Here is a 23,322-nt window from a genome sequence, read left to right as displayed (position 1 = left end):
TCGCCTCACTCACGATGTCGTCCCGGCCTAGCGCGCAGTTGCGCGCGGGGGGTCGGGACCCATAGCCACAGGGCGCAGTTGGTTTGCTCAGGCGTCTACCATCTGTCGCCTACAATAACCGCCACGGCGTATGGGCTCCGGCCTTCGCCGGGGCGACGAAATCAAACCGCCAACTTGCGATGGAGCACCGGCGCGCCGGTGGTGAGGCTTTCCGCCGCATCGATGATGGCATTCGCGTCGATGCCGTAGTGGCGATAAAGGTCGGCAATGGTGCCGGTCTGGCCGAACTGCTCGACACCGAGCGCCTCGACGCGATGGCCGCGGACGCTGCCGAGCCAACCGAGCGCCGACGGATGGCCGTCGATCACGGTCACGACGCCGCAGTCGCGCGGCAGCGGCGCCAGCAATTTCTCGATGTGGCTGAGATGCTGCACGCCGCGCCGGTCACGCCGCAATTTTCGCGCGGCGGTCCAGCCTGCATGGAGGCGATCGGCCGAGGTGATCGCGAGCAGGCCGATGTCGCGGCGGCTCTCGCCGATGAACCCGGTGGCCTCGATCGCCTCGGGCGCGACCGCGCCGGTATAGGCGATCACGAGTTCGGCATTGGGACCCGGCTTGCGCAGCCAATAGGCGCCGTCGGTGATGCCCTGCTGCAGCTCCGGCGTCATGATCCGCTGCGCCTGCTCGATCGAGCGCGTCGAGAGCCGCAAATAGACGGAACCGCCCTCGCCCGGGTCGCGCTGCATGTGATCAAAACCCCAGCCCATGATCACGGCGAGCTCGTCGACGAAGGCCGGCTCGAACGAGGCGAGCCCATCCTGTGCCATGCCGATCAGCGGCGTCGCGATCGACTGGTGCGCGCCGCCCTCCGGCGCGAGCGTGATGCCTGACGGCGTCGCCGCCACCATGAAGCGCGCATCCTGGTAGCAGGCATAGTTGAGCGCATCGAGGCCGCGCTCGATGAAGGGATCGTAGAGCGTGCCGACCGGCAGCAGCCGCGCGCCGTTGATCTGGTGCGACAGGCCAAGCGCGGAGAGCATGATGAACAGGTTCATCTCGGCGATGCCGAGCTCGAGATGCTGACCCTTGGGCGAGAAGTCCCAGTTGAAGGTGGATGGAATTTTCTCGTTGCGGAATAAATCCGCCTTTTCACCGCGCGCGAACAGGCCGCGCCGGTTCACCCACGGGCCGAGATTGGTCGAGACCGTAACGTCGGGCGAGGTCGTGACGATGCGTTGTGCGAGCTCGCTGTCACCGCGCGCGATCTCGTTCAACACGAGGCCAAAGCCCTGTTGCGTCGACATCTGCGGCGACGGCTTGAACGCGAGCTGCTGCGGCACCTCGACGACCGGCGCGGTCAACCGGCGGCTATCCTTGTTGAACGGCACGCGCGCGAGGAATGCGTCGAGCTCGGCAGCGCCTAGCGTCAGGCCCTCGTACTTGTCCCACTCGTGGCCGGGACGGATGTTCTGGCTCTCGCGATATTTCTCCATCTGCGCGACCGTCATCAGGCCGGCATGGTTGTCCTTGTGTCCCTGGAACGGCAGGCCGACGCCCTTGATGGTGTAGGCGATGAAGCAGACCGGGCGGTCGTGGTCGATCGATTCGAACGCCTCCAGCATGCTCGCCATGTCATGGCCGCCGAGATTCGACATCAGCGCCAGCAGGTCCTCGTCGCTGCGCTTGTCGATCAGCTTCGTGATCGGCCCCTGGTCGCCGATCTCGTCGTGCAAATGCTTGCGGAAGGCGCCGCCGCCCTGGAAGCACAGCGCCGCATAGAGCGCATTCGGGCAATTGTCGATCCAGCGCTTCAGCGCCTCGCCGCCCGCCTCCGCAAACGCCTCGCGCATCAGCCGGCCGTATTTCACGATCACCACATCCCAACCAAAATTGCGGAACATGGTCTCGAACTTTTCCCAGAGACCTTCGCGCACGACGGCATCGAGCGACTGGCGGTTGTAGTCGACCACCCACCAGGTGTTGCGGAGGCCGTGCTTCCAGCCTTCGGCCAGCGCTTCGAAAATATTGCCCTCGTCCATCTCGGCATCGCCGACGAGCGCGATCATCCGCCCTTCGCGGCGATCCTTCATCCAGCCATGCGCCTTGACGTAGTCCTGCACCAGCGAGGCGAACAGCGTCTGCGCGACGCCGAGGCCGACCGAGCCGGTCGAGAAATCGACGTCGTCGACGTCCTTGGTGCGCGAGGGATAGGACTGCGCGCCCTTGAAGCCGCGGAAATTCTCCAGCTTCTCGCGGCTCTGCCGACCGAACAGATATTGGATGGCGTGGAACACCGGGCTCGCATGCGGCTTCACCGCGACGCGGTCCTCGGGCCGCAACACGCTAAAATACAGCGCCGACATGATGGTCGCGAGCGAGGCAGAGGAGGCCTGATGTCCCCCAACCTTCAAGCCGTCCGAATTGGGGCGGACATGGTTGGCGTGGTGGATAGTCCACGACGACAGCCACAGCGCTTTGCGGGCCAGTGCGGTCAGGGTTTCGAGACGCGCGGAATCGACGGGCATGGCGATGCTCCGGAAAATAAGGCCGATCATACGCCTATGGGCCGCGCCAGATTTCTCAATTTTTAGCGTCATACCCGCCGATATTGGTATAGCATACCAATAATTGGCCATAAAATGCAGGTTTTATCCCAATGCCCGAGCTCGACACCATCGACCGAAAAATCCTCGGCTACCTCCAGACCGACAGTCGATTGACCATGCAGGAGCTCGCCGACAAGGTCGGGCTCTCGGTCTCGCCCTGTCATCGCAGGGTCAAGCTGCTGGAGGAACGCGGCGTCATCTCGCGCTACATCGCGACCGTCGACCAGAAGGCACTGGGCCTGCATGTCAGCGTCTTCATCTCGATCAAGCTGGCGCGGCAGAAGGAGGAGGATCTGAATCGTTTCGCCCGCGCGATCTCGAAATGGGACGAGGTGCTGGAATGCTATCTGATGACCGGCAACCGCGACTATCTGCTCCGCGTGGTGGCAGCCGACCTCGCCTCCTATGAGACCTTCCTCAAGACCAAGCTGACCCGGCTTGACGGCATCGCCTCGATCGAGTCCAGCTTTGCGCTCAGTCAGGTCAAATATTCGATCGCGCTGCCGGTCTAACGGACCCCGCCGAGCCATTTTCGGGCTGGCCTGCCCGGCCGGCCGCCGGTGTCACATGGACGCAATAAACCCCGTCGATGGTCGTGGGCGACAGGCATCCTTGGCCCGAGAAAGACCTATGACTGCATCCGACCGCACCTCCCAGTCCGCCAAGCGCGAGCGCATCATCCAGGAGATGGCCGACGATCTCGACGAGGAGCTGGAGATGGAGCTGGACGACAGCAGGCTCGACGAGCTGCTGGACGAGACCGACGTTCTCAACCCGACGGTCGATCGCAGGCTCTATTTCCGGGAGCTGCTCCGGCTCCAGGGCGAGCTGGTCAAGCTCCAGGACTGGGTACAGAGCGAGAAGAGGAAGGTCGTCGTGCTGTTCGAAGGCCGCGACTCCGCCGGCAAGGGCGGCGTCATCAAGCGCATCACCCAGCGCCTCAATCCCCGCATCTGCCGCGTCGCGGCGCTTCCGGCGCCGAGCGAGCGCGAGCGCACGCAATGGTATTTCCAGCGCTACGTCTCGCATCTGCCCGCGGGCGGCGAGATGGTCCTGTTCGACCGCAGCTGGTACAACCGCGCCGGCGTCGAGCGCGTGATGGGCTTCTGCACCGACGAACAGTATCAGGAGTTCTTCAAGACCGTTCCCGAGTTCGAGCGGATGCTGATCCGCTCCGGCATCATCCTCGTCAAATACTGGTTCTCCATCACCGACGACGAGCAGCAGTTCCGCTTCACCATGCGCATCAAGGATCCGCTCAAGCAGTGGAAGCTGAGCCCGATGGACGTCGAGGCGCGCAGCCGCTGGGAGGCGTACACCAAGGCCAAGGAGACGATGCTGGAGCACACGCATCTGCCGGACTCGCCGTGGTGGATCGTCGACGCCGTCGACAAGAAGCGTGCGCGCCTCAACTGCATCGCGCATCTCCTGAGCCAGATCCCCTACCAGGAGGTCGGCCGTGCGCCCGTGGTGCTGCCGCCGCGCGTCTACAATCCCGACTATCACCGCGGCCCGATCCCGCCGGAGATGTACGTGCCTTCGAAATACTGACGGCACCCGCCGCGTGGACCGGCGGGCGAGCTTCCGGATGAGGAAAGCGAGATGCCCGTGCCGAGCGATCTGAGCGTGACCAGGGACACTCCGTCCCGCCGCCGCAATCGCTTCGGCCCATGGCTTGCGGTGGCGAGCCTCCTGTCGCTTCTGACGGTCGTGCTCGCACTTGCCTATTGGCTCTGGCAGCCAGCGACGCTGCGCATCGCCGTCGGACCGGCCGGCAGCGACGACCAGACGCTGGTGTTTGCCATCGCCAAGGCAATCGAGGCGAAAAGCGGAGCGGTGCGGCTGGCGCCGATCGAGACCGACGGCACGCTGCAAAGCCTCAATCTGCTCGGCGGCGGCAAGGCCGACCTCGCGGTCGCGCGCGGCGACCTCACCATGCCGCCCGATGTCAATTCGGTGGCAATCCTGCGCCGGAATTTTGTGGTGCTGTGGGCGCCGACGGGGCGCAAGGGCGCACCCAAATCGAAGGTCACGGATATCGCGTCGCTTAGTGGCCGCCGCATCGGCATCGTCGGCCTCGGTGATGCCAATCCCGATCTGCTGCACGTCATCCTGGCCGAGTCCGGCGTCAATCCGCAGAAGGTGACGACCACCCAGTTCGGCACGGACCGCATCTCCGAGATGACCCAGGACACGTCGTTCGATGCCTTCATGATGGTGGGTGCGCTCGACGACAAGGTCATTGCTGAGACGATTGCCGCCACCACGCGCCTGCGCGGCGAGCCGAAATTCCTCTCCGTCGACGTCTCCGAGGCCATCGCCGAGCGGCATCCGCTCTACGAGTCCGAGGAGATCCCGGCCGGCGCATTCGCTGCCTCACCGCAGCGGCCCGACGACAAGATCGAGACCATCGCCGTCAATCATCTGATCGTGGCGTCGAGCGCGCTGTCCGACGACACGGTTGGCGCCTTCACCCGCGACCTGTTCGCGGTCAAGCCGTCGCTGGCCAAGGAGCTGCCCGGCGCGAGCCACATCCAGAAGCCCGACACCGACAAGGATGCCGCGCTGCCGGCGCATCCTGGAGCCGCCGCCTATATCGACGGCAACGAACGCAGCTTCATGGACAAGTACAGCGACTACATCTGGGGCGTGGTGCTGCTGCTCTCCGGCCTCGGCTCGGTCGCCGCATGGCTACGGCACTATCTGCGGCGCGAGGAGCGCAGCGAGAACGCGCTGCATCGCGACCGCCTGCTCAACGCGATCTCCAGCGTGCGCGAGGCGACATCGCTCGACGCGCTCGCCTCGATGCAGAGTGCGGCCGACGACATCTTGCGCGAGACGCTTGTCTGTCACGAAGACGGGGCCATCGAGGACGGCGATCTCGCCGCCTTCGGCCTCGTGCTGGCGCAATTCCATCAGGCGATCGTCGATCGCCGGGCCGTGATCGCCCAGATCGGCCATGCCGACGTCGCGCAAGAATCCGATGGCGCCGTGCTTCAGCCGTTCCCTATTTCCACGGCTGCACGATGATCTTGGTGTGCGCCTCAGGATTGGCGAGATCGGCGAACGCCTTTGCGACACCGTCAATGCCCACTTCCGCCGTCACCATCGCCGCGGCATCCACCTGCCCTTCCGCGATCAGGCGCAGCGACGCCGAAAACTCCTCCGGCGTGTAGCCCAGCACGTACTGGACATTGAGCTCCTTCATGATGCCGAGCATGGGCTCGCTTTTATCGCTCTCCATGCAGACGCCGACCACGACGATTTTGGCATCGCGCGGCGCGCCCTCGAACACCTGCTGCAGCAGGCCGGGCACGCCGACGCATTCGAAGATGACCGCAGGCTTCAGCGCAGGCAGCATGGCCTGGAGCGGCGGCCGTGCCGCTTTCTCAGCCTCCGACATCTGCGCGTGCTCGGCCCAGGTCGCATAGGGCTGCGACACCCTGGGATCGACGACGATGTCAGCACCGAGTTGAGCTGCGAGCGCGCGGCGCGCCGGCGAATAATCCGCCGCAACGATCGGATGCAGGCCCTTGATCTTGAGTGCGGCGATCACCGCGAGCCCGACCGGCCCGCAACCGATCACGAGCGGCACCTCACCGCCGCGGATGTTGGCTTTCTCGACCGCGTGAACGCCGACCGCGAGCGGCTCGGTCAGCGCGGCATGTTCCGGCGCAAGGCCGTTCGGCACTTCCAGCAGCAGCGGCTCGCTGAGCAGCATCTGCTCCGCATAACCGCCGACAAAGTCGTTGGAATAGCCGATGCCCTTGATGCCCTCCGGCGTCAGCAGCGCGGGCAGCGAGCACACATGCGTGCCCGCCTTGAGCTTGCGCGTCGTGCCGGGGCCGTAGTCGACGATCTCGCAGCAGAACTCGTGGCCAAAGACGACGTCGCGCGACAGATCCATCGGCGGTCGCCCTGTCTTCCGGGCCATCTCCACCATCCGCGGCGCGTGATGGCGCGCGTGCAGGTCGGAGCCGCAGATGCCGCAGGCGAGCGTCTTGACCAGCACCTGGCCGGGACCGGGCTTCGGCTCGGCCATCTGACCAACGACAATTTCACCGTTCCTGAAAATCGCAGCGCGCATCCGGCTCCTCCCACTTCGTTGGAGCCACTGATAGCACGAAGTTGGACGTGCAAACTTGCGTCAGGGGTTCGGGGAACGCTCTTCCAGCACCAGCAGCTGGGCGCGGCGGATGCGCTCGCGATGCGCGATGTAGAGGCCGCTGGCGACGATGAAGGCCGCGCCCGTGACGGTCCAGACGTCCGGCAGCTCGCCGAACAGGAAGAAGCCCAGAATGCTGACCCACAGCAATTGCGTGTAGGAGAACGGCGCCAGCACCGAGGCATCGCCGTAGCGATAGGCGAGCACGACGATCCACTGGCCGATGGTGGAGGCAAGACCGATCAGGATGCCGAGCCCGATGCCTGTCCAGGTCGGCGTGACCCAGACGAACGGCACCATCACGCTGAGGATCGCAACACCCGTGAGAGCCGAGTACGCCATGGTGGTGAGCACGGCTTCGCGCCCGCTCATCATGCGCGTCATGATCAGCGCGGCGGCCCAGCAGAATGCCGAGACGATCGGGAAGACGGCGGCGATGTGGAACGCGCTCGAGCCCGGCCGCAGGATGATCATCACGCCCACGAGGCCGATCGCGGTCGCGATCCAGCGGCGCATGCCGACCTTCTCGCTCAGGAAGATGATCGAGAGCGCAGTGACGAACAGCGGTGAAACGAAGCCGGTGGCGGAGGCTTCCGCGATGGGGAGGAAACGCAGGCCCGTGATGAAGAACAGTGAGGAGCCGAGCAGCGCGACGCCGCGCATCAATTGCAATCCGAGACGTTCGGTGCGCATCGCATGCAGCGGCGAGCCCGGCAGCATCACCGGCGTGAACATCAGCGCGAAGGTGACGAAGCGGATCCAGGTGATCTCGATCGACGGCAGGCTGGTCGAAAGATATTTCGCAGTGACGTCGGAGCAGCCGAGGAAGATCGTCGACAGCAGCACCAGCGCGATGCCCTTGAAGGGATGATCGACGCGCGCAGGCGCGCGGCGAGCCTCCTGCTTCTTCTCCGGCACGGGCATGGGAATACTGTCGAGCCTTGCGGCTGCGGCGGGCGGCGGTGTCACGGCTGGAACCTGGGAAAACGACGATTCGGGATCGATCGTAAAAAACGACAAATGCGCCGCTTTCACAACTTCCGAAAACAGGATGCCGATATGCGCTCATGTCCGCGCGCGTCAATACTCCATTAATAATAGGCCTTTGTGCACTACAGCATGGGCAGGCTACGCGGCTTCGGACCGCGCGGAAACGCCGCATCCAGCGCCGAAATCTCCTCTTTCGTCAGCACGAGATCGCCGGCGGCCGCATTTTCGCCGGCATGTTCGGCGGACGACGCCTTCGGGATCGCGAACACCGTAGTCGCACGGGTGAGGAAGCTCAGCGCGACCTGACGCGGCGTCGCGCGACGCGCCTCCGCAATGCGCGCGAGCACGGCGCCGCCCTTGCTGCGCTCGTCGGGAAAATCATCGTGCCCGAACGGTGAATAAGCGACGACAGCGACGCCGTGCTTCTCACACCAGGGGACGACGGCGTGCTCGATCGCACGCTCCTTCAGATGATAGAGCACCTGATTGCAGGCGATCTTGCCTTCGCCGGAAACATCGAGGATTTCGTCGAGATCGTCGGCGTCGAAATTGGAGACGCCCCAGGATTTGATCTTGCCGGCCTTCACCAAATCCTCGAATGCAGCGACGGTGTCTTCAAGATCATACGACCCGCGCCAGTGCAGCAGATAGCAATCGAGACGATCCGTCTTCAGCCGCTTCAGCGAGCGCTCGCAAGCGGTGATGGTGCCGCGACGCGAGGCATTGCTCGGCAGCACCTTTGAGACCAGGAATACCTCATCACGGCGGCCCGCAATCGCGTCGGCAATGACGAGCTCGGCATCGCCATACATCTCGGCGGTGTCGATATGGGTCATGCCGAGATCGAGCCCACGCTGCAGCGCCGCGACCGCGCGCTTGCGATCGCCATGGTCGAGATACCAGGTGCCCTGCCCGATCACGGAGACACTGGAGCCGGTGTTGCCGAAGGGTTTTGTGTTCATGATTGGATGTTGTGGTTATTGGGCTGACGGAGTGCGCGGCAGCATAGGGCACAATGCGGGGGACGTCGATTGGTGCGGATGATGTGGCAGAGCTGGTGCGACGCTCTCCGCAGTCGTCCCGGCCTAGTGCGCAATCGCGCACGGGGGGCCGGGACGACATTGGGAGAGAGTGCGCGCCCCTAGCCCGCCGCTCCCGCGACCTTCACTTGCTTCACCGGCGCAACCTCCGTCGTCGCGATCAGGCGCTTCAGCTCGGGGATACAGGAACCGCAATTGGTGCCGGCCTTGAGTTTTGCGCCGATCTCGGCAGCAGTGCGCGCGCCGCTCGCGATGGTGTCGCAGATGGTGCCACGGCCGACGCCGAAGCAGGCGCAGACGATCGGACCGGTCGCCGCGGCGCCTTCGCTGGACTTGCCGGACAAGAGCATGCGGCGCTGATCGTCGGTGACGTGATCGGCCGCGAACACGCTCTTCACCACCTCCCAGTCGCCGGCATCGTGCGCAGGGCCGACGAACAGGCAGGTCTCGATGCGCTCGCCCGCGAACGACGCCGCGCGATAAACGCCGCCGCCGAAATCGCGATAGTCGGCGACATCCTCGCCGGCAAGACCGTCGAGCCAGGCCGGCCAGCGCGACAGATCGGCGTTGTCGGCGAAGAGATAGCCGAAGCCGCCGGCGACGGTGGCGCGAGTCCACAGCAGGTTTTGAGGCAAGTCGAGCTGCTTCCGCGAGAGTGCAAAGCCGCGGAAGACGTATTCATAGGGTGCGATGGCAGCCGGCGTCGCCTTCGACTCCGGTTGGCCGGAGAACGGATCGGTGAACGGCGCGACCAGCGCACCGACGCGGCCGTGCGAGGCATTCATCGCGCTCCAGTGGATCGGCGCGAACAACGCACCGCGCTGCTGCCGCCCGCTGACGATGGCCTTCAAGATGCACTGGCCATAATCGGTGGTGATGCGGGCATAGCCGTCATGGACGATGTTGTATTTGTTGGCGTCGTCGGGATGGATCTCGACGAACGGCTCGGGCAGATGCGCGCCGAGCCGCTTGCTCAGCCCGGTGCGGGTCATGGTGTGCCACTGGTCGCGGATGCGCCCCGTGTTGAGCCGCAATGGCCGTGACGGTCCGGTCTCGCTGCGCAGCGCCGGCACCTCCGGCGCGACGAAGCGGCCCTTGCCGTCATTGGTGAAGAAGCCGCCTGTCGCGAAGAAGCGCTCGCCCGGCGCGTCACCCTCGCGCGCCGGCCATTGCACGGGCTTTAGGGCATCGAAATCCTCGTCGGACAGCGACGTCAGCGCGCCGATGTCGAAATCGCGGCTGCCATTGTTCTCGAACGCCGAGAGCGCGGCATGCTCCCGGAAAATCTCGGCGGCGGATTTGTAATTGAAGCTGTCGCCGAAGCCGAGGCGCTTTGCGGTCTCGCTCAGGATCCACCAATCCGGGCGCGCCTCGCCGGGTGCGGGGAGGAACGACCGCTGGCGCGAGATCCGGCGCTCGGAATTGGTCACCGTGCCCGACTTCTCGCCCCAGGCCAGCGCAGGCAGAAGCACATGCGGCCCCGCCTCGACCGTGTCGTTGGACAGCACGTTCTCGGACACCACGAACAGCTCGAGCTTCTTCAGCGCCTCGCGCACGAAATCCGCATCGGGCAGCGACACCGCGGGATTGGTGCCCATCACCCACAGCGCCTTGACCTCGCCGCGATTGATCGCCTCGAACAGCTGCACCGCCTTCAGCCCTTCATGGGTGGCGATGCGCGGCGCCTTCCAGAACCGCCTGACACGGTCGATGTCGGGCGGCGTGAAGTTCATGTGCGCGGCGAGCTGGTTGGCGAGGCCGCCGACCTCGCGGCCGCCCATCGCGTTGGGCTGGCCGGTGAGCGAGAACGGCGAGGCACCGAGCTTGCCGATACGGCCCGTGGCGAGATGGCAGTTCAGGATCGCGTTGACCTTGTCGGTGCCCTGCGCCGACTGGTTCACACCCTGCGAATAGAGCGTGACGACACGCTCGGTGTCGCGGAACATCCTGAAGAAGGCGGCGACGTCCTGCTCGGAGAGGCCGGTCGCCAGCGCGGTTGCGATGACGCTGCCGGCGATGTTGCGCGCCCGCGCCAGCGCATCATCAAAGCCCGACGTGTTCTGAGCGATATACTCCTGATCCAGCGCGCCACTGTCGGCGAGATGGACGAACAGGCCCGAGAACAGCGCGGTATCGGTGCCGGGCTTGAGGCCGAGGAACAGATCGACGTCGCTCGCGGTATCAGTGCGGCGTGGATCGATCACGATCATCCGCGCGCCGCGCTCCTGCCGGTTTTTCAGCATGCGCTGGAACAGCACCGGGTGGCACCAGGCCGCGTTCGAGCCGACAAAGACGAGCAGATCGGCCTGGTCGAGATCCTCGTAGCAGCCGGGCACAGTGTCGGCGCCGAAGGCGCGACGGTGGCCGGCGACCGAGGACGACATGCAGAGCCGCGAATTGGTGTCGACGTTCGCGGTGCCGACAAAGCCCTTCATCAGCTTGTTGGCGACGTAATAGTCCTCGGTGAGCAGCTGGCCCGAAAGATAGAACGCGACCGCATCCGCACCGTCGCGCGCGACGATGTGCTGCATGCGATGCGCAACATGGTCGAGCGCATCGCTCCAGGCAACGCGCTCCAGCACGCCCTTGCAGCGGATCATCGGATACAGCAGCCGGCTCTCGAGCCCGACGGTCTCGCCGAGCGCAGAGCCTTTCGAGCACAGCCGGCCGAAATTGGCGGGATGATCGGGATCACCCGCGATTGCCGCGCCACCCGCGCCGTCAGGCGTTGCGAGCACGCCGCAGCCGACGCCGCAATAGGGGCATGTCGTCTTGGTGGTGCGGAGGTTCGGGTCGATCGCCGTCATATCAAGCCGCCTCCTTCACGCCGCTTTGGACGGAAGCGCGAGCGCGCGGCCGAACATCATGTCAGCGCGAATCCCGGCGATCTTCTCGCGGGTGCGGATCAGCTCGAGATACCAGAGCGCATCGGCCGTATCGCCGATCAGGACGGCGCCGGTGAGGCATCCGTCGGCGATTACGAGCTTCTTGTAGGTGCCGCGCCTGCGGTCGGTCAGCACCAGGCTCTCGCTGCCCTCCCCGCCCATGAAGTCGCCGGCGGAGAATACGCTGACGCCGGACACCTTCAGATTGGTCGAGACCACGCTGCCCTGATAGGCCGCGGGGCGGCCGCCGAGATGCCGCGCCAAGACGCGCGCCTGCTCGTAGGCCGGCTCGACCAGGCCGTAGCAGGTGCCGCGATGCTCGGCGCACTCACCGAGCGCGTAGATGTCGGGCGATGCGGTCTGCATCTCGTCATTGACGACGACACCGCGATTGACGGCGATGCCGGCCTCCTTGGCGAGCGCGACGTTGGGCCTGATGCCGGCGGCGAAGATCACGGCGTCCACCTCGATGCGGCTGCCGTCGGCAAGCTCGACGGCTTCGACGCGGCCATTGCCGTGGATGCACTTCGTGCTGGCATTGAGCAGGATGCGAATGCCCTTGCGTTCGACCAGCGTCTTGAGCAAATCGGCAGCAGGCCCATCGAGCTGGCGCTCCATCAGCCGGTCCATCAGATGCAGCAGCGTCACGGGCGCGCCGGCTTTCGCCAGGCCGTATGCCGCTTCAAGGCCGAGCAGGCCACCGCCAACCACGACGACGCGCTTCTTCGCAGCCGCCAGCGTCAGCAGCAGGTCGACATCGCGGGTGTCGCGAAACGTGTGCACGCCGGCAAGATCGGCGCCCGGGACGTTCAGCCGCAGCGGCGTCGAACCGGTAGCGAGCACGAGCTTGGAATACTCCATGCTCTCTTCGCCGGCGATCTTGAGCTCGCGGCGGCCGGTGTCGATCTCGGTTACGCGATAGCCGTAGCGCACGGTGACGCCGCGATGGCGCCACCAGTCTGCCGGACGGAGCTCGATCTCGTGCGAGCCGGTCTCGCCGGCCAGCACCGAGGAGAGCAGCACGCGATTGTAAGCGAGCCGAGGCTCATCGCCGATGACGGCAACCGCGTAGCGGCCGAGTGCAGTCTTGGCGAGTTCATCGACCAGACGCGCAGCCGCCATACCGTTACCGACGATGACCAGGGGTTCACTCACAAGGCATCTCCTATTCGGCGGCCTGCGACTGTGCGCCGTAGGCCTCGGAAATCATGTAGCCGGACAACACGCCATAGGCGTCGGTCCAGGCGGTTGCGAGTTCAGGCGTCCAGGCTTCGCCGAGCCCCTTCTCCAGGGTCCACAGCAAGGTCGCGCCGACCACGGGATAGTGCTCGGCCTTGGCGCCGTAGGCGACGTGACGCTTGGCCAGCGCCGAGGCCGCGGGAAGGATCGTCTCGAGGTTCGACAGGCCACTGACGACAGCGGCGAGCATACCCATCAGCTTCTTGCGCTGCTCGGTCATGTCCTCGGGAAACATCGCGCGCACGGACGGCGCCACGTCGAACAAGCGGTCGTAGAACAGCACGGCGGCTGCCTCCGAAATCGGTGCGACCTTGGAAAAGCTTTGCTGCACGAGGGCGATCTGCTGGGGCGTCATGATGGTCTCCTGTCTGTTTCGGTCTGCCTTTGTCCGCGCCGTTGCGGAAAAAGTTCATGGATCAAACGTCATCAGAGCGACCTCTCCCCGCGTACGGGGAGAGGCAGGATTCGTAACGCGCGATTACACACGCGCTTCGGCAAGGCTTGGCGCGCCTTCAGCCTGCGGGCTGCGACGCAGGTAGAACCACCAAGTCAGTCCGAGGCAAACAGCATAGAACGTAAGGAAGATGGCGAGCGCGACCTGCGGCCCGCCCGTCATCGCGATCGATTTGCCAAAGCTGCTCGGGATCAGATAGCCGCCGACGGCACCGACCGCGCCGATGAAGCCGACAGCCGCGCCGCTCTCGATGCTCGCGGTTTTCAGCGCCAGCGCGCGCGCTGCATCGCCCTTGCCGCGCACCTTGAACAGGTTCTCTTCGCGGAAGATCGACGGGATCATGCGGTAGGTCGAGCCGTTGCCGATGCCCGTCGTCAGGAACAGGATCAGGAACATCGAAAGGAAGCCGGTGAAGTCCTTCTGCCCGACGAAGTACAGCACGCCGATCGTGGCCGCCGCCATCGCGATGAAATTCCAGAAGGTGATGATGGACCCACCGACCTTGTCGGCGAGCCAGCCGCCGAATGGCCGTGACAACGAGCCGACCAGCGGACCGAGGAAGGCGATCGAGATCGTGACCGTCGGAAACTGGGTCTTGATCAGCAGCGGGAACGCGGCGGAGTAGCCGATGAACGAGCCGAACGTTCCGATGTAGATGAAGGCCATGATCCAGGTGTGCCTGCGCTTGACGATGGCGAGCTGGTTCTTGATCGACGACTTGGCCGACGTGAGGTTGTTCATGAAGAACACCGCACCGAACACTGCGATCGCGATCGGCAAGACCCACATCAGGCCGGCGTTCTGGAGGTAGACTCCGCCGACCGGCGCGGCCTGGAACAGGTTGATGACGGCGAGCGTCATCAGGATCGGCGTGAGCAGCTGCACGCTGGAGACGCCGATATTGCCACCGGCCGCGTTCAGACCGAGCGCCCAACCCTTCATCCGGTCCGGGAAGAAGAAGGAGATGTTCGTCATGCTGGAGGCGAAATTGCCGCCACCGAGGCCCGCGGTCGACGCGATCAGCAGCATCAGCCAGAACGGCGTGTCGGGCTGACCGACGAAGTAGGCAAGCGCCAGCGTCGGGATGAACAGCACGGCAGCGCTGAAAATGGTCCAGTTGCGACCGCCGAACGTGGTGACAGCGAACGTATAGGGAAAGCGCATCAGGGCGCCGATCAGGCCCGGCACAGCCACGAGCTGGAACAGCTCGTCGGTCGAGTAGTGAAAGCCCGCCTGCGGCAGCTTGGTCGCGACGATGCTCCAGATCAGCCAGACGGAGAAGCCGATGTGCTCTGCGACGATCGACCAGATCAGGTTACGCCGGGCGACGGCTTTGCCGCCCGCATTCCAGAACGCCTCATCTTCGGGGCGCCAGTCAGAAATCCACGTCGGATTGCCTTCCCTCATTGGAAAAGTCCCTTTCACTAGGAAGCAGGACACCGACTGACGCGGGGGGCGCAAAGATGCGCGCTCGGGGAAGCCCCCGTTTTCGGCGGTGTCACGATTTGAATGATTGCTCGGTGACGGCGTCGATGGCGTCGAAAGCCTTAATTCAAGCTCCGTGCCAAATCGGACACGGCAAGAAAGGTAAATATTTGCAATGGCTTGCCTGTTGTGATGAAAAGATAATCACGCCCATAATTGCATCAAAAACTTGCGGACCGCTCATTTCTTGAATGCCGATTCGCCCGTTGATTGTGCGTCGCACAGGGCTTGGGCACGAGCCCGTTTTCGCGCCAGCGGGCTGCTGGAAAGGCTGATGCGATCTTCTCCAGGAGGGCTATCCCCTTCCAGCGCGGACAAAGTTCGGGCTCGGAATGCTGAGCGTCGTTGCCGGATCGTCTGGCACATCGATTGCTTCCATTCTGCTTAGTCAACGATGACTGACAGTGAGCCGGAGCGCCAAGCCACCGCAGGCCACTGGGAAGCCTGTTCGCTGGTCCGCCAAGGCGCGGTCATCGTGACGCTATCCCTTTGCGCATGGTCCTTATCCGGTACGCACGCCGTCCCACGGGGCGCGAAAGCTCACTGGTCTGACAAAGGCGTCGATCCGGCACGGGCAGGGTCGATCGCGCACATGAGCAAAGGAGCTGTTGATGTCGTATCTCGCACCTTCGGAATTCGTCACCAAGATGGTGGACGCAGGCGAATCCAAGATCTTCATGTCCACCAGGGATACGGTTATCCGCGCCTATATGGCCGGCGCTATCCTGGCGCTGGCCGCCTGGTTCGCCGTCACGATCAACGTCAACACCGGCCAGCCGATCGTCGGCGCGCTGCTGTTTCCGGTCGGATTCTCGATGCTCTATCTGTTGGGCTTTGACCTCCTCACTGGCGTGTTCGTGCTCGCGCCGCTCGCGCTGATCGACAAGCGGCCCGGGGTCACGCTCGGCGGCGTGCTGCGGAACTGGGGCCTTGTCTTCATCGGCAATTTCGGTGGGGCGCTCACCGTCGCCTTCATGATGGCGTTCGTCACGACGTTCGGCTTCACCCAGGATCCCGACAAGGTCGGCACGGCCATCGGCAATATCGGTGAAGGCCGAACGCTGGGCTACGCAGCGCACGGCGCGGCCGGCATGGCGACGCTGTTCATCCGCGGCATGCTCTGCAACTGGATGGTCTCGACCGGTGTCGTCGGTGCGATGATCTCCACCACGGTGCCCGGCAAGGTCATCGCGATGTGGATGCCGATCCTGGTGTTCTTCTACATGGTGTTCGAGCATTCCGTGGTGAACATGTTCCTGTTCCCGTCAGGCCTGATGCTCCACGCCAAATTCTCGATCATGGATTATTTCATCTGGAACGAGATCCCGACCGTGCTGGGCAATCTCGTCGGCGGCCTCGCCTTCACTGGCCTCACGCTCTACACGACGCACGTGCTGACGAAGCCGAAGCGCCAGCCGGCAGTCAGCAGTTCGACCCGCGCTGCGGCCTGATTGGATTGCACGTCAACAAGGGAGCCTTGCCTGATAAGGTGAGGCTCCCTTTGCATTGGTGGCGAGGATGGGCCGGGGCTTGCGAATTTCGATCGGGCAGCACTCCGACAAGGGGCGCAAGCCGGTCAATCAGGACTTTCACGGCGCCCTTATCCCGGCGGAGCCGCTGTTGAGCCTGAAGGGGATCGCCGTCGTCCTGGCCGACGGCATCTCGAGCAGCGCGGTGAGCCAGGTGGCGAGCGAGTCCGCGGTCAAGAGCTTCCTGACCGACTATTACTGCACATCCGAGTCCTGGACGGTGAAGACCTCGGCGCGACGGGTGCTGGAGGCCACGAATTCATGGCTCCACGCCGAGACGCGCCGCAGCCAATACGCCTACGATCGCGACAAGGGCTATGTCTGCACCTTCACGGCAATGGTCGTCAAATCGACCACGGCCCATATCTTTCACGTCGGCGATTGCCGGATCTACCGCGTCGCCGGCAAGGCGCTCGAACAGCTCACCGAAGACCACCGCATCATCGCCTCGTCGGATCGGACCTATCTCGGCCGCGCACTCGGGATCAACCCGCAAATCGAAATCGACTATCAGGCTCTCGATATCGAGCAAGGCGACATCTTCCTGCTGGCCACCGACGGCGCCTACGAATTCGTCGATCATCGCTTTGTCACCAGCACACTCGATGCCTATGCCGGCGATCTCAATGGCGCAGCGAAATCCATCGTCGAGGAAGCCTGTCGGCGCGGCAGCGACGACAACATCACCGTCCAGATCCTGCGGATCGACGAGGTGCCACAGACCGGCTCATCCGACATGTTTGGCAGCACGGCCGAACTGCCGCTTCCGCCGCTGCCGGAGCCGCGGGCGCTGTTTGACGGCTACCGGATCGTCCGGGAGGTGCACGCTAGCAGCCGCAGCCACATCTATCTTGCGGTCGACACCGAGACCGACGAGATGGTCGCCTTGAAGATTCCCTCAATCGATCTTCGCGACGACCCCGCTTATCTGAAGCGCTTTCTGATGGAGGAATGGATCGCGCGTCGCATCGACAGCCCGCACGTCCTGAAACCCCGCGCGCGGTCCAAACGACGCAACTACCTCTACGTCGCGACCGAGTTCATCGAGGGACAGACGCTGCGGCAGTGGATGCTGGACAATCCGCGTCCCGACCTCGAGACGGTGCGCGGCATCGTGGATCAGATCGCCGCGGGCCTGCGCGCCTTCCATCGCATGGAGATGCTGCATCAGGACCTCAGGCCCGACAACGTCATCATCGACAAGACCGGCACCGCGAAGATCATCGATTTCGGGGCGGTCAAGGTCGCCGGAATCGTCGAGGCGGCACCAGATCCGGCCGACGCTGAAATCCTCGGCACGGTGCAGTACACCGCGCCGGAATACTTCCTCGGCGAAGGCGGCTCGCCCCGATCGGACATGTTCGCGCTGGCGACCATCTGCTACCAGATGCTGACCGGAGAGCTGCCATATGGCGCCCAGGTCGCCCGCATCAGGGGACGATCGGACGCATGGAAGCTCAGATATCGTCCGGCCAGCCACGACGACCGCGCCGTTCCGGTCTGGATCGACGGCGCGCTGCGCAAGGCGCTGCATCCCGATCCCAACAAGCGCCACGAGGATTTGTCCGAATTCACCTACGAGCTCAGGATCCCGAACCCGGCCTATCTCAGCACGCGGACCACGCCCCTGATCGAGCGCAATCCGCTGCTGTTCTGGAAGCTGACCACGGTGACCCTGGCCTGCGCCGTCGTCGTTCTGCTCGCGCTCTTGCACGGGCGCTAGATTTGTCCCGGTCAGGCCGGCTCGGCCGCCTTCGTCCCCAGCGGCTTGGGCGCGATGCCGCCGCCCGGCTTGAGGTGGAATTCGTAGGTCATCAGGTGCCATTGCCCGTTCGCCTTGGTGCCGTCGGGCATCGCCGGATCGTTGCGCGGCTCGACCTTGGCGACGAGGTCGTCCTTGACCCCGAACACCACGTCGGAATCGAGATATTTGTCGCCGTCCATGAAGACGTGGGTGATCAGCGGCTCGTGGCCCTTTGCGTTGACCAGGAAGTGCACATGCGCCGGGCGCATCGGATGCCGCTTGGTCTGCACGATCATCTCACCGACCGGGCCATCGGTCGGGATCGGGTAGCTGCAGGGCAGGATCGTGCGGAAGAAGAAGCGGCCATCGCTGTCGGTGATGAAGCGCGCCCGCGCCGAGGCGCCGACCTCGTCATAATTCGCCTTCTGGGAATCGTAGAAGCCGTCATCGTCGGCATGCCAGACGTCGACAGGAACGTCTGCGAGCGGCTTGCCGTGGAGATCGGTGACGCGGCTCTGCACGAACATCCGCTCGCCCGTGAGATTGTTTGGCGAGATGTCGGTACCGTGGGCGGTGATCTTGTGCTCGCCGACATAGAACGGGCCGAGCACCGTGGTCTGGGTCGCGCCATCGCGGTCGCGGTGGTTGACGGCATCGACCAGCATGGAGACGCCGAGCACGTCGGAGAGCAGGATGAACTCCTGGCGGGTGTCGGTGCATTTCTGGCCGGTGCGGGTCAGGAAGTCGATGGCGTATTCCCATTCCTCGAAGGTGAGACCGGTCTTGCTCACGTAATCGTGCAGCGACTTCACCAATTCCTGGAGCAGGAATTTTGCCCGCGGATTTGGCGTGTTGTCGAAGCTCTTGACGACGGCTTCGGTGAGCTCGCTCTCGTTGAACTGGGTCATGATGCGCTGCCTTGCGTTTTTCTCGTTGGCCCCATTACAGGTCCTGGGGGCTTCCTTGGAGGCGTTCCAGATTGGAGCCTACACCAGTAGGCGGCCTCGCGTTAAGCGCGACCCGCTTGGAATGGGGTCCCCATTTCGGCTATCACGTCCATGAGAAACTGCCCGGAGGAACTGATGCTCGCCCCTACCCCCGCCTCGCCCGAATCCGTGGGCATGTCCAAGGCCGCGCTCGACCGCGTCGATGCCCATCTGAAGAACCGATACATCGATGCCGGCCGTTTCCCCGGCACGCATCTTTTGGTCTACCGCCGCGGCAAGGTCGCGCACAGCTCGGTCCAGGGCTTTGCCGATGTCGAGCGCAAGGCGCCGGTCAAGGACGACACCATCTACCGCATCTATTCCATGACCAAGCCGCTCACCAGCGTCGCCTTCATGATGCTGGTCGAGGAAGGCCTCGTCGCGATCGACGAGCCTGTCGCCAAATACATTCCGGAATGGAAAAATCTTGGCGTGTTCGTCGCCGGCACCTCGCCCAACTTCCTGACCCGGCCGCCGTCCCGGCCGATGCTGATCGTCGACCTCTTGCGCCACACGTCGGGGCTCACCTATGGCTTCCAGCAGCGCTCCAATGTCGATGCCGCCTATCGCGCCGAGAAGATCGGCGAAGTCGAGAAAGCCGGCACGCTCCAGACCATGATCGAGAGCCTTGCCAAAATCCCGCTCGAATTCTCGCCGGGCGAGGCGTGGAATTACTCGGTCTCGACCGACGTGCTCGGCTACCTCGTCGGCGAGATCTCGGGCATGCCGTTCGAGCAGTTCCTGAAAACACGGATTCTCGATCCGCTCGGCATGATCGACACCGACTTTCACGTGCCGGCCTCGAAGGCGCACCGCTTCGCCGCCTGCTACAACGCCGATCCCGCGGGTGGATTCACCTTCCACGCCGGCCAGCGCCGCGAGGGCCTGACGCTCCAGGACGATCCGGCCAAGAGCTCTTTCCTGTCACCGCCCTCCCTCATCTCTGGAGGCGGCGGGCTGTGCTCGACGATGGCCGACTATCTCACCTTCTGCCGCGCGCTGCTGAACGGTGGCGAGCTTGGCGGCGTCCGCCTGATTGGGCCGAAGACGCTGGCGCTGATGACGAGCAATCATATTCCGGGCGGACAGGCGCTGCCGGAAATGTCGCGCTCGCTGTTCTCGGAAGCCACCTATAACGGCATCGGCTTTGGTCTCGGCTTCGCCGTGACAATGCGCCCGTCCGAAACCCTGATCGCCGGCAGCCCCGGCGAATACAATTGGGGCGGTGCCGCCACGACCTCGTTCTGGATCGACCCGGCAGAAGAGCTGATCACGATCTTCATGACGCAGGTGCTGCCGTCGAGCGCCTATCCGCTTCGCCGTGAGCTGCGCAGCATGGTCTACGCCGCGATCACCGAGAGCAATCTGTAAGCTGCTTTTGCACTGCAACCTGCGCGCCGCGCAGACGCCGGCGCGCAAGCCCTCTGAAAAGTGCAGTGGCGGAACACCGGCGCTGCATTATGCTTCGCCTGTCCGGCGCCGTCGCGCCGGGGCCAGGGATATCCCCGTTTGTCAAAGCTCACCCTGCCGGTCCGGCTCGCTCTCCTGGTCGCGGGAACGATGTTGCCGCTGATCGTCTTCGCGGTCGGCATCGCCGTCTACAATTACAGGCAGGACCGCAGCGACGCGACCCGTCGCGTGCTGGAGAACGTGCGCAGCATGCGCCTGGTGCTGGATTCCGAGGTGCAGCGGATGACCGGCGGATTGCAGGTTCTGGCGCTCACGAATTCGCTGCGCAACGATGACTTCGTCAATTTTCGAACAATCGCGCTCGGCTTCCTTGAGCAATATGGCAAGGGCGGCCTGGTGCTGGTCTCCGACAGCAAGGGACGCATCCTGTTTTCTTCCACGACGGAAGACACGGCGAGCCTGCCGCCACGTAGCAACATCGCGATCGTGGAGAAGTTGTTCTCGACCAAGGCGCCGCAATATTCCGACCTGTTCAACGGCGCCTACAACCATCGGCAGGTTCTCACCGTCGAAGTTCCGGTGTTCCACGATGGCGAAGTGGTCTACGACCTCTGCTTCAGCCCGCCGATCGGCATTTTCCAGAACCTCGTCGAGAAGCAACGGCCCGACAAGGAGTGGACGGTCTCCCTGCTCGACACTACGGGCACCGTGTTCGCCCGCGTGCCCAATCCGAGCGAAACCTTCGGCAAGCGCGCTTCGCCCTCGCTCTACACGGAAATGTTTCGCAGCGACGAGGCTGCACTCTCGTCGGTCTCGCTCGACGGCATTCTGCTCGCGTCCGCCTATACGCGATCGCATCTGACCGGCTGGACCGTCGCCGCCGGCGTTCCGGAGAGTTCGCTGATCGCACCGCTCTGGCGCAACATCGCGATCACCAGCCTGATCGGCGGCGTGCTGCTGCTGATCGGCCTGACCTTTGCAGTCAGGATGGCGACCACGATTGCGCGCGGCGAGATGCTGCACGATCTGCTGATCGAGGAGCTCAACCACCGCGTCAAGAACACGCTGGCGCTGATGCAGGCGATCGCGGTGCAGACGTTTCGCAGCGCCAGCCGCGACGAGCGGACCAAGTTCGAGGGGCGTCTCGGCGCGCTCGCCGAGGCACATAATTTGCTCAGCCAGGAGAAATGGGCCGGCTCGGAGCTGCGCGACGTGATCGCGCGCGCGCTGCAGCCGTTCCTGCTCACAAGTCCCGATCGCATCCGCATGGCCGGCCCCGCCGTGCCACTGTCGCCGCGGCTTGCCGTGGTGCTCTCGATGATCGTGCATGAGATCGCGACCAACGCCGCGAAATACGGCGCGCTGTCCAACGAGACCGGCCGGGTGACCCTGGACTGGGAGATTGTGGAAGATACGCCCAAACCGCGGCTCCGGCTAATCTGGACCGAGACTGGCGGCCCGCCGGTGACCGCACCGGTGCAGCGCGGCTTCGGCTCGCGCCTGATCGAGCGCAGCGCGCGCGACCAGCTCGGCGGCGAGGCAACGGTCGACTTCCTGCCGCGCGGCGTCGTCTGCACGGTGATTTGCGCGCTGGATGAAACGCGATGAACGACGATTGCAGATGGGCGAAGTCCCATTGCCGTGCGAAGGTCCTTGCTGTGTCATATCGTCATCGGAGAATCGCAAGATGAACACGAGGGATCAAAAATCGCCAGGGCATGGCCGCAGCTGCAGCTGTTGCGATCCGAAATGGTCGCGACGCGGCTTTCTTGCGGGATTCGGCGCACTTGGCCTGGCTTCGACCCTCCCGTCCGTTACGGCACTCGGCCAAACCAGGCCAACGCTGATCGATACTCATCTGCATTTCTATCCGCCCGAATATCAAAAGCTCTGGCTCGGCTACGAGGACGCGCGCAAGCAGCCACATTTCCCGGGTCAGGTCGCATGGACCCGCGAGAAGCTGGTCGAGGATATGGACAGCAACGGGGTTCGCACCGGCATCCTGTCGGTCGCCTCCACCCCCGGCGTGTGGTTCGACCTCGGGCCTGCGGAAGCCGGGCGGCTCGCGCGGATCTGCAACGACTATGCGGCGGAGATGATGCGCGACCATCCGGGCCGCTTCGGCCTGTTTGCGACCTTGTCGATGCTGGACACCGACGCCACGCTCAAGGAGATCGAATACGCGTTCGACACATTGAAGGCGGACGGGATTGGATTGCAGACGAGCTACGGCGACAAATGGCTCGGTAATGCCGCTTACAGGCCGGTGCTCGAGGAGCTCAATCGCCGCAAGGCGGTCGTCTATGTGCATCCGTTGGTCGCGAACTGCTGCAGTGCTCTCAGCGTCGGCACGTTTCCGGCGGTGATCGAAGTCCCGCACGACACCACGCGCACGGTGACGAGCCTGCTGCTCAGCGGCTCATTTGCCCGCTATCGCGACATCAAATGGCTGTTCTCGCACGCCGGCGGCACGATCCCGATGATGGCCGGGCGGATCAACTCGTTCTACGGCGCGCGGGCCGACCTGAAGGAATTTGCGCCGGAGGGGATCGAGGGCGAGCTGCGCCGTCTTCATTACGACACCGCTAACGCAACGTTCGCGCCGTCAATGGCGGCGCTGCTTAAGCTCGTGCCTGCTTCGCAGATCACCTACGGCACCGACTACCCCTATTTCGGCTTTGGCCAGTTTGCACAATTGCAGAAGCTTGGCCTCTCAACAGTGGATCTTGATGCCGTCGGCCACGAGAATGCGACGCGCCTCATTCCGAGGTTGCGCGCTTAGTCTCGCA

General features: G+C 64.2%; 17 protein-coding genes. 8 read left to right on the top strand and 9 right to left on the bottom strand.

The features are described 5' to 3' along the window. Positions 1-161: 161 nt before the first annotated feature. On the bottom strand, positions 162-2,525 hold the full coding sequence (locus ACLFLU_RS13405; RefSeq protein ID WP_426412649.1) for a transketolase: 2,364 nt from the start codon (positions 2,523-2,525) through the stop codon (positions 162-164). A 131-nt stretch (positions 2,526-2,656) separates the two neighbouring features. Between ACLFLU_RS13405 and ACLFLU_RS13400 the strand changes: the two genes are divergently transcribed. The 3 genes from ACLFLU_RS13400 to ACLFLU_RS13390 all read left to right on the top strand — a co-directional run bounded on the left by ACLFLU_RS13400 (position 2,657) and on the right by ACLFLU_RS13390 (position 5,636). Beyond that, positions 2,657-3,118, top strand: a complete 462-nt coding sequence (locus ACLFLU_RS13400) for an Lrp/AsnC family transcriptional regulator (protein ID WP_426412648.1) — start codon at positions 2,657-2,659, stop codon at positions 3,116-3,118. A 118-nt stretch (positions 3,119-3,236) separates the two neighbouring features. Next, positions 3,237-4,157: a polyphosphate kinase 2 gene (gene ppk2, locus ACLFLU_RS13395; protein ID WP_426412647.1), complete on the top strand. Its 921-nt coding sequence runs from the start codon at positions 3,237-3,239 to the stop codon at positions 4,155-4,157. Positions 4,158-4,208: 51 nt separating this feature from the next. Continuing rightward, entirely contained in the window at positions 4,209-5,636 is a 1,428-nt protein-coding gene (locus ACLFLU_RS13390; protein ID WP_426412646.1) for a TAXI family TRAP transporter solute-binding subunit, read from the top strand. On the opposite strand, the gene ACLFLU_RS13385 is transcribed toward ACLFLU_RS13390, so the two are convergent. From ACLFLU_RS13385 to ACLFLU_RS13355, 7 genes are all read right to left on the bottom strand, one after another. Continuing rightward, positions 5,614-6,693 (bottom strand): zinc-binding dehydrogenase, encoded by a 1,080-nt coding sequence (locus tag ACLFLU_RS13385; protein ID WP_426412645.1) that lies wholly within the window; start codon positions 6,691-6,693, stop codon positions 5,614-5,616. The genes ACLFLU_RS13390 and ACLFLU_RS13385 overlap by 23 nt on opposite strands. 60 nt (positions 6,694-6,753) lie before the next feature. Further along, positions 6,754-7,695, bottom strand: coding sequence for a DMT family transporter (locus tag ACLFLU_RS13380; protein ID WP_426413982.1), 942 nt, complete (start codon positions 7,693-7,695; stop codon positions 6,754-6,756). A 188-nt stretch (positions 7,696-7,883) separates the two neighbouring features. Next, positions 7,884-8,723 (bottom strand): aldo/keto reductase, encoded by an 840-nt coding sequence (locus ACLFLU_RS13375; RefSeq protein ID WP_426412644.1) that lies wholly within the window; start codon positions 8,721-8,723, stop codon positions 7,884-7,886. 179 nt (positions 8,724-8,902) lie between these two features. Next, complete coding sequence (locus ACLFLU_RS13370; protein WP_426412643.1) at positions 8,903-11,608, bottom strand: molybdopterin-dependent oxidoreductase; 2,706 nt, start codon at positions 11,606-11,608, stop codon at positions 8,903-8,905. Positions 11,609-11,623: 15 nt separating this feature from the next. Beyond that, positions 11,624-12,841, bottom strand: a complete 1,218-nt coding sequence (locus ACLFLU_RS13365; protein WP_426412642.1) for an NAD(P)/FAD-dependent oxidoreductase — start codon at positions 12,839-12,841, stop codon at positions 11,624-11,626. A 10-nt stretch (positions 12,842-12,851) separates the two neighbouring features. Beyond that, positions 12,852-13,280, bottom strand: coding sequence for a globin family protein (locus tag ACLFLU_RS13360; RefSeq protein WP_426412641.1), 429 nt, complete (start codon positions 13,278-13,280; stop codon positions 12,852-12,854). A 123-nt stretch (positions 13,281-13,403) separates the two neighbouring features. Next, positions 13,404-14,786 carry an MFS transporter gene (locus ACLFLU_RS13355; protein ID WP_426412640.1) on the bottom strand — a complete coding sequence of 461 codons (1,383 nt, stop codon included), beginning with the start codon at positions 14,784-14,786 and terminating at the stop codon, positions 13,404-13,406. Positions 14,787-15,475: 689 nt separating this feature from the next. On the opposite strand from ACLFLU_RS13355, the gene ACLFLU_RS13350 reads away from it, so the two are divergent. Continuing rightward, on the top strand, positions 15,476-16,315 hold the full coding sequence (locus ACLFLU_RS13350; protein WP_426412639.1) for a formate/nitrite transporter family protein: 840 nt from the start codon (positions 15,476-15,478) through the stop codon (positions 16,313-16,315). A 67-nt stretch (positions 16,316-16,382) separates the two neighbouring features. After that, positions 16,383-18,116: a protein kinase domain-containing protein gene (locus ACLFLU_RS13345; RefSeq protein WP_426412638.1), complete on the top strand. Its 1,734-nt coding sequence runs from the start codon at positions 16,383-16,385 to the stop codon at positions 18,114-18,116. Between the two features lie 11 nt (positions 18,117-18,127). Here ACLFLU_RS13345 and ACLFLU_RS13340 read toward each other — a convergent pair whose 3' ends face one another. Continuing rightward, entirely contained in the window at positions 18,128-19,045 is a 918-nt protein-coding gene (locus tag ACLFLU_RS13340) for a dioxygenase (RefSeq protein ID WP_426412637.1), read from the bottom strand. A 174-nt stretch (positions 19,046-19,219) separates the two neighbouring features. Between ACLFLU_RS13340 and ACLFLU_RS13335 the strand changes: the two genes are divergently transcribed. The 3 genes from ACLFLU_RS13335 (at position 19,220) to ACLFLU_RS13325 (ending at position 23,315) form a co-directional block, all read left to right on the top strand. Then, positions 19,220-20,494, top strand: a complete 1,275-nt coding sequence (locus ACLFLU_RS13335) for a serine hydrolase domain-containing protein (RefSeq protein ID WP_426412636.1) — start codon at positions 19,220-19,222, stop codon at positions 20,492-20,494. A 189-nt stretch (positions 20,495-20,683) separates the two neighbouring features. Then, the gene (locus ACLFLU_RS13330; RefSeq protein WP_426413981.1) at positions 20,684-22,141 is read left to right on the top strand and encodes a sensor histidine kinase; all 1,458 of its coding nucleotides are present in this window, start codon (positions 20,684-20,686) and stop codon (positions 22,139-22,141) included. Positions 22,142-22,220: 79 nt separating this feature from the next. Continuing rightward, positions 22,221-23,315 (top strand): amidohydrolase family protein, encoded by a 1,095-nt coding sequence (locus ACLFLU_RS13325; RefSeq protein ID WP_426412635.1) that lies wholly within the window; start codon positions 22,221-22,223, stop codon positions 23,313-23,315. Positions 23,316-23,322 lie beyond the last annotated feature (7 nt).

The sequence above is a fragment of the Bradyrhizobium ganzhouense genome (genome assembly GCF_049949285.1).
Classification (GTDB): domain Bacteria; phylum Pseudomonadota; class Alphaproteobacteria; order Rhizobiales; family Xanthobacteraceae; genus Bradyrhizobium; species Bradyrhizobium ganzhouense.
This window is presented reverse-complemented; position numbering and strand designations above follow the sequence as displayed.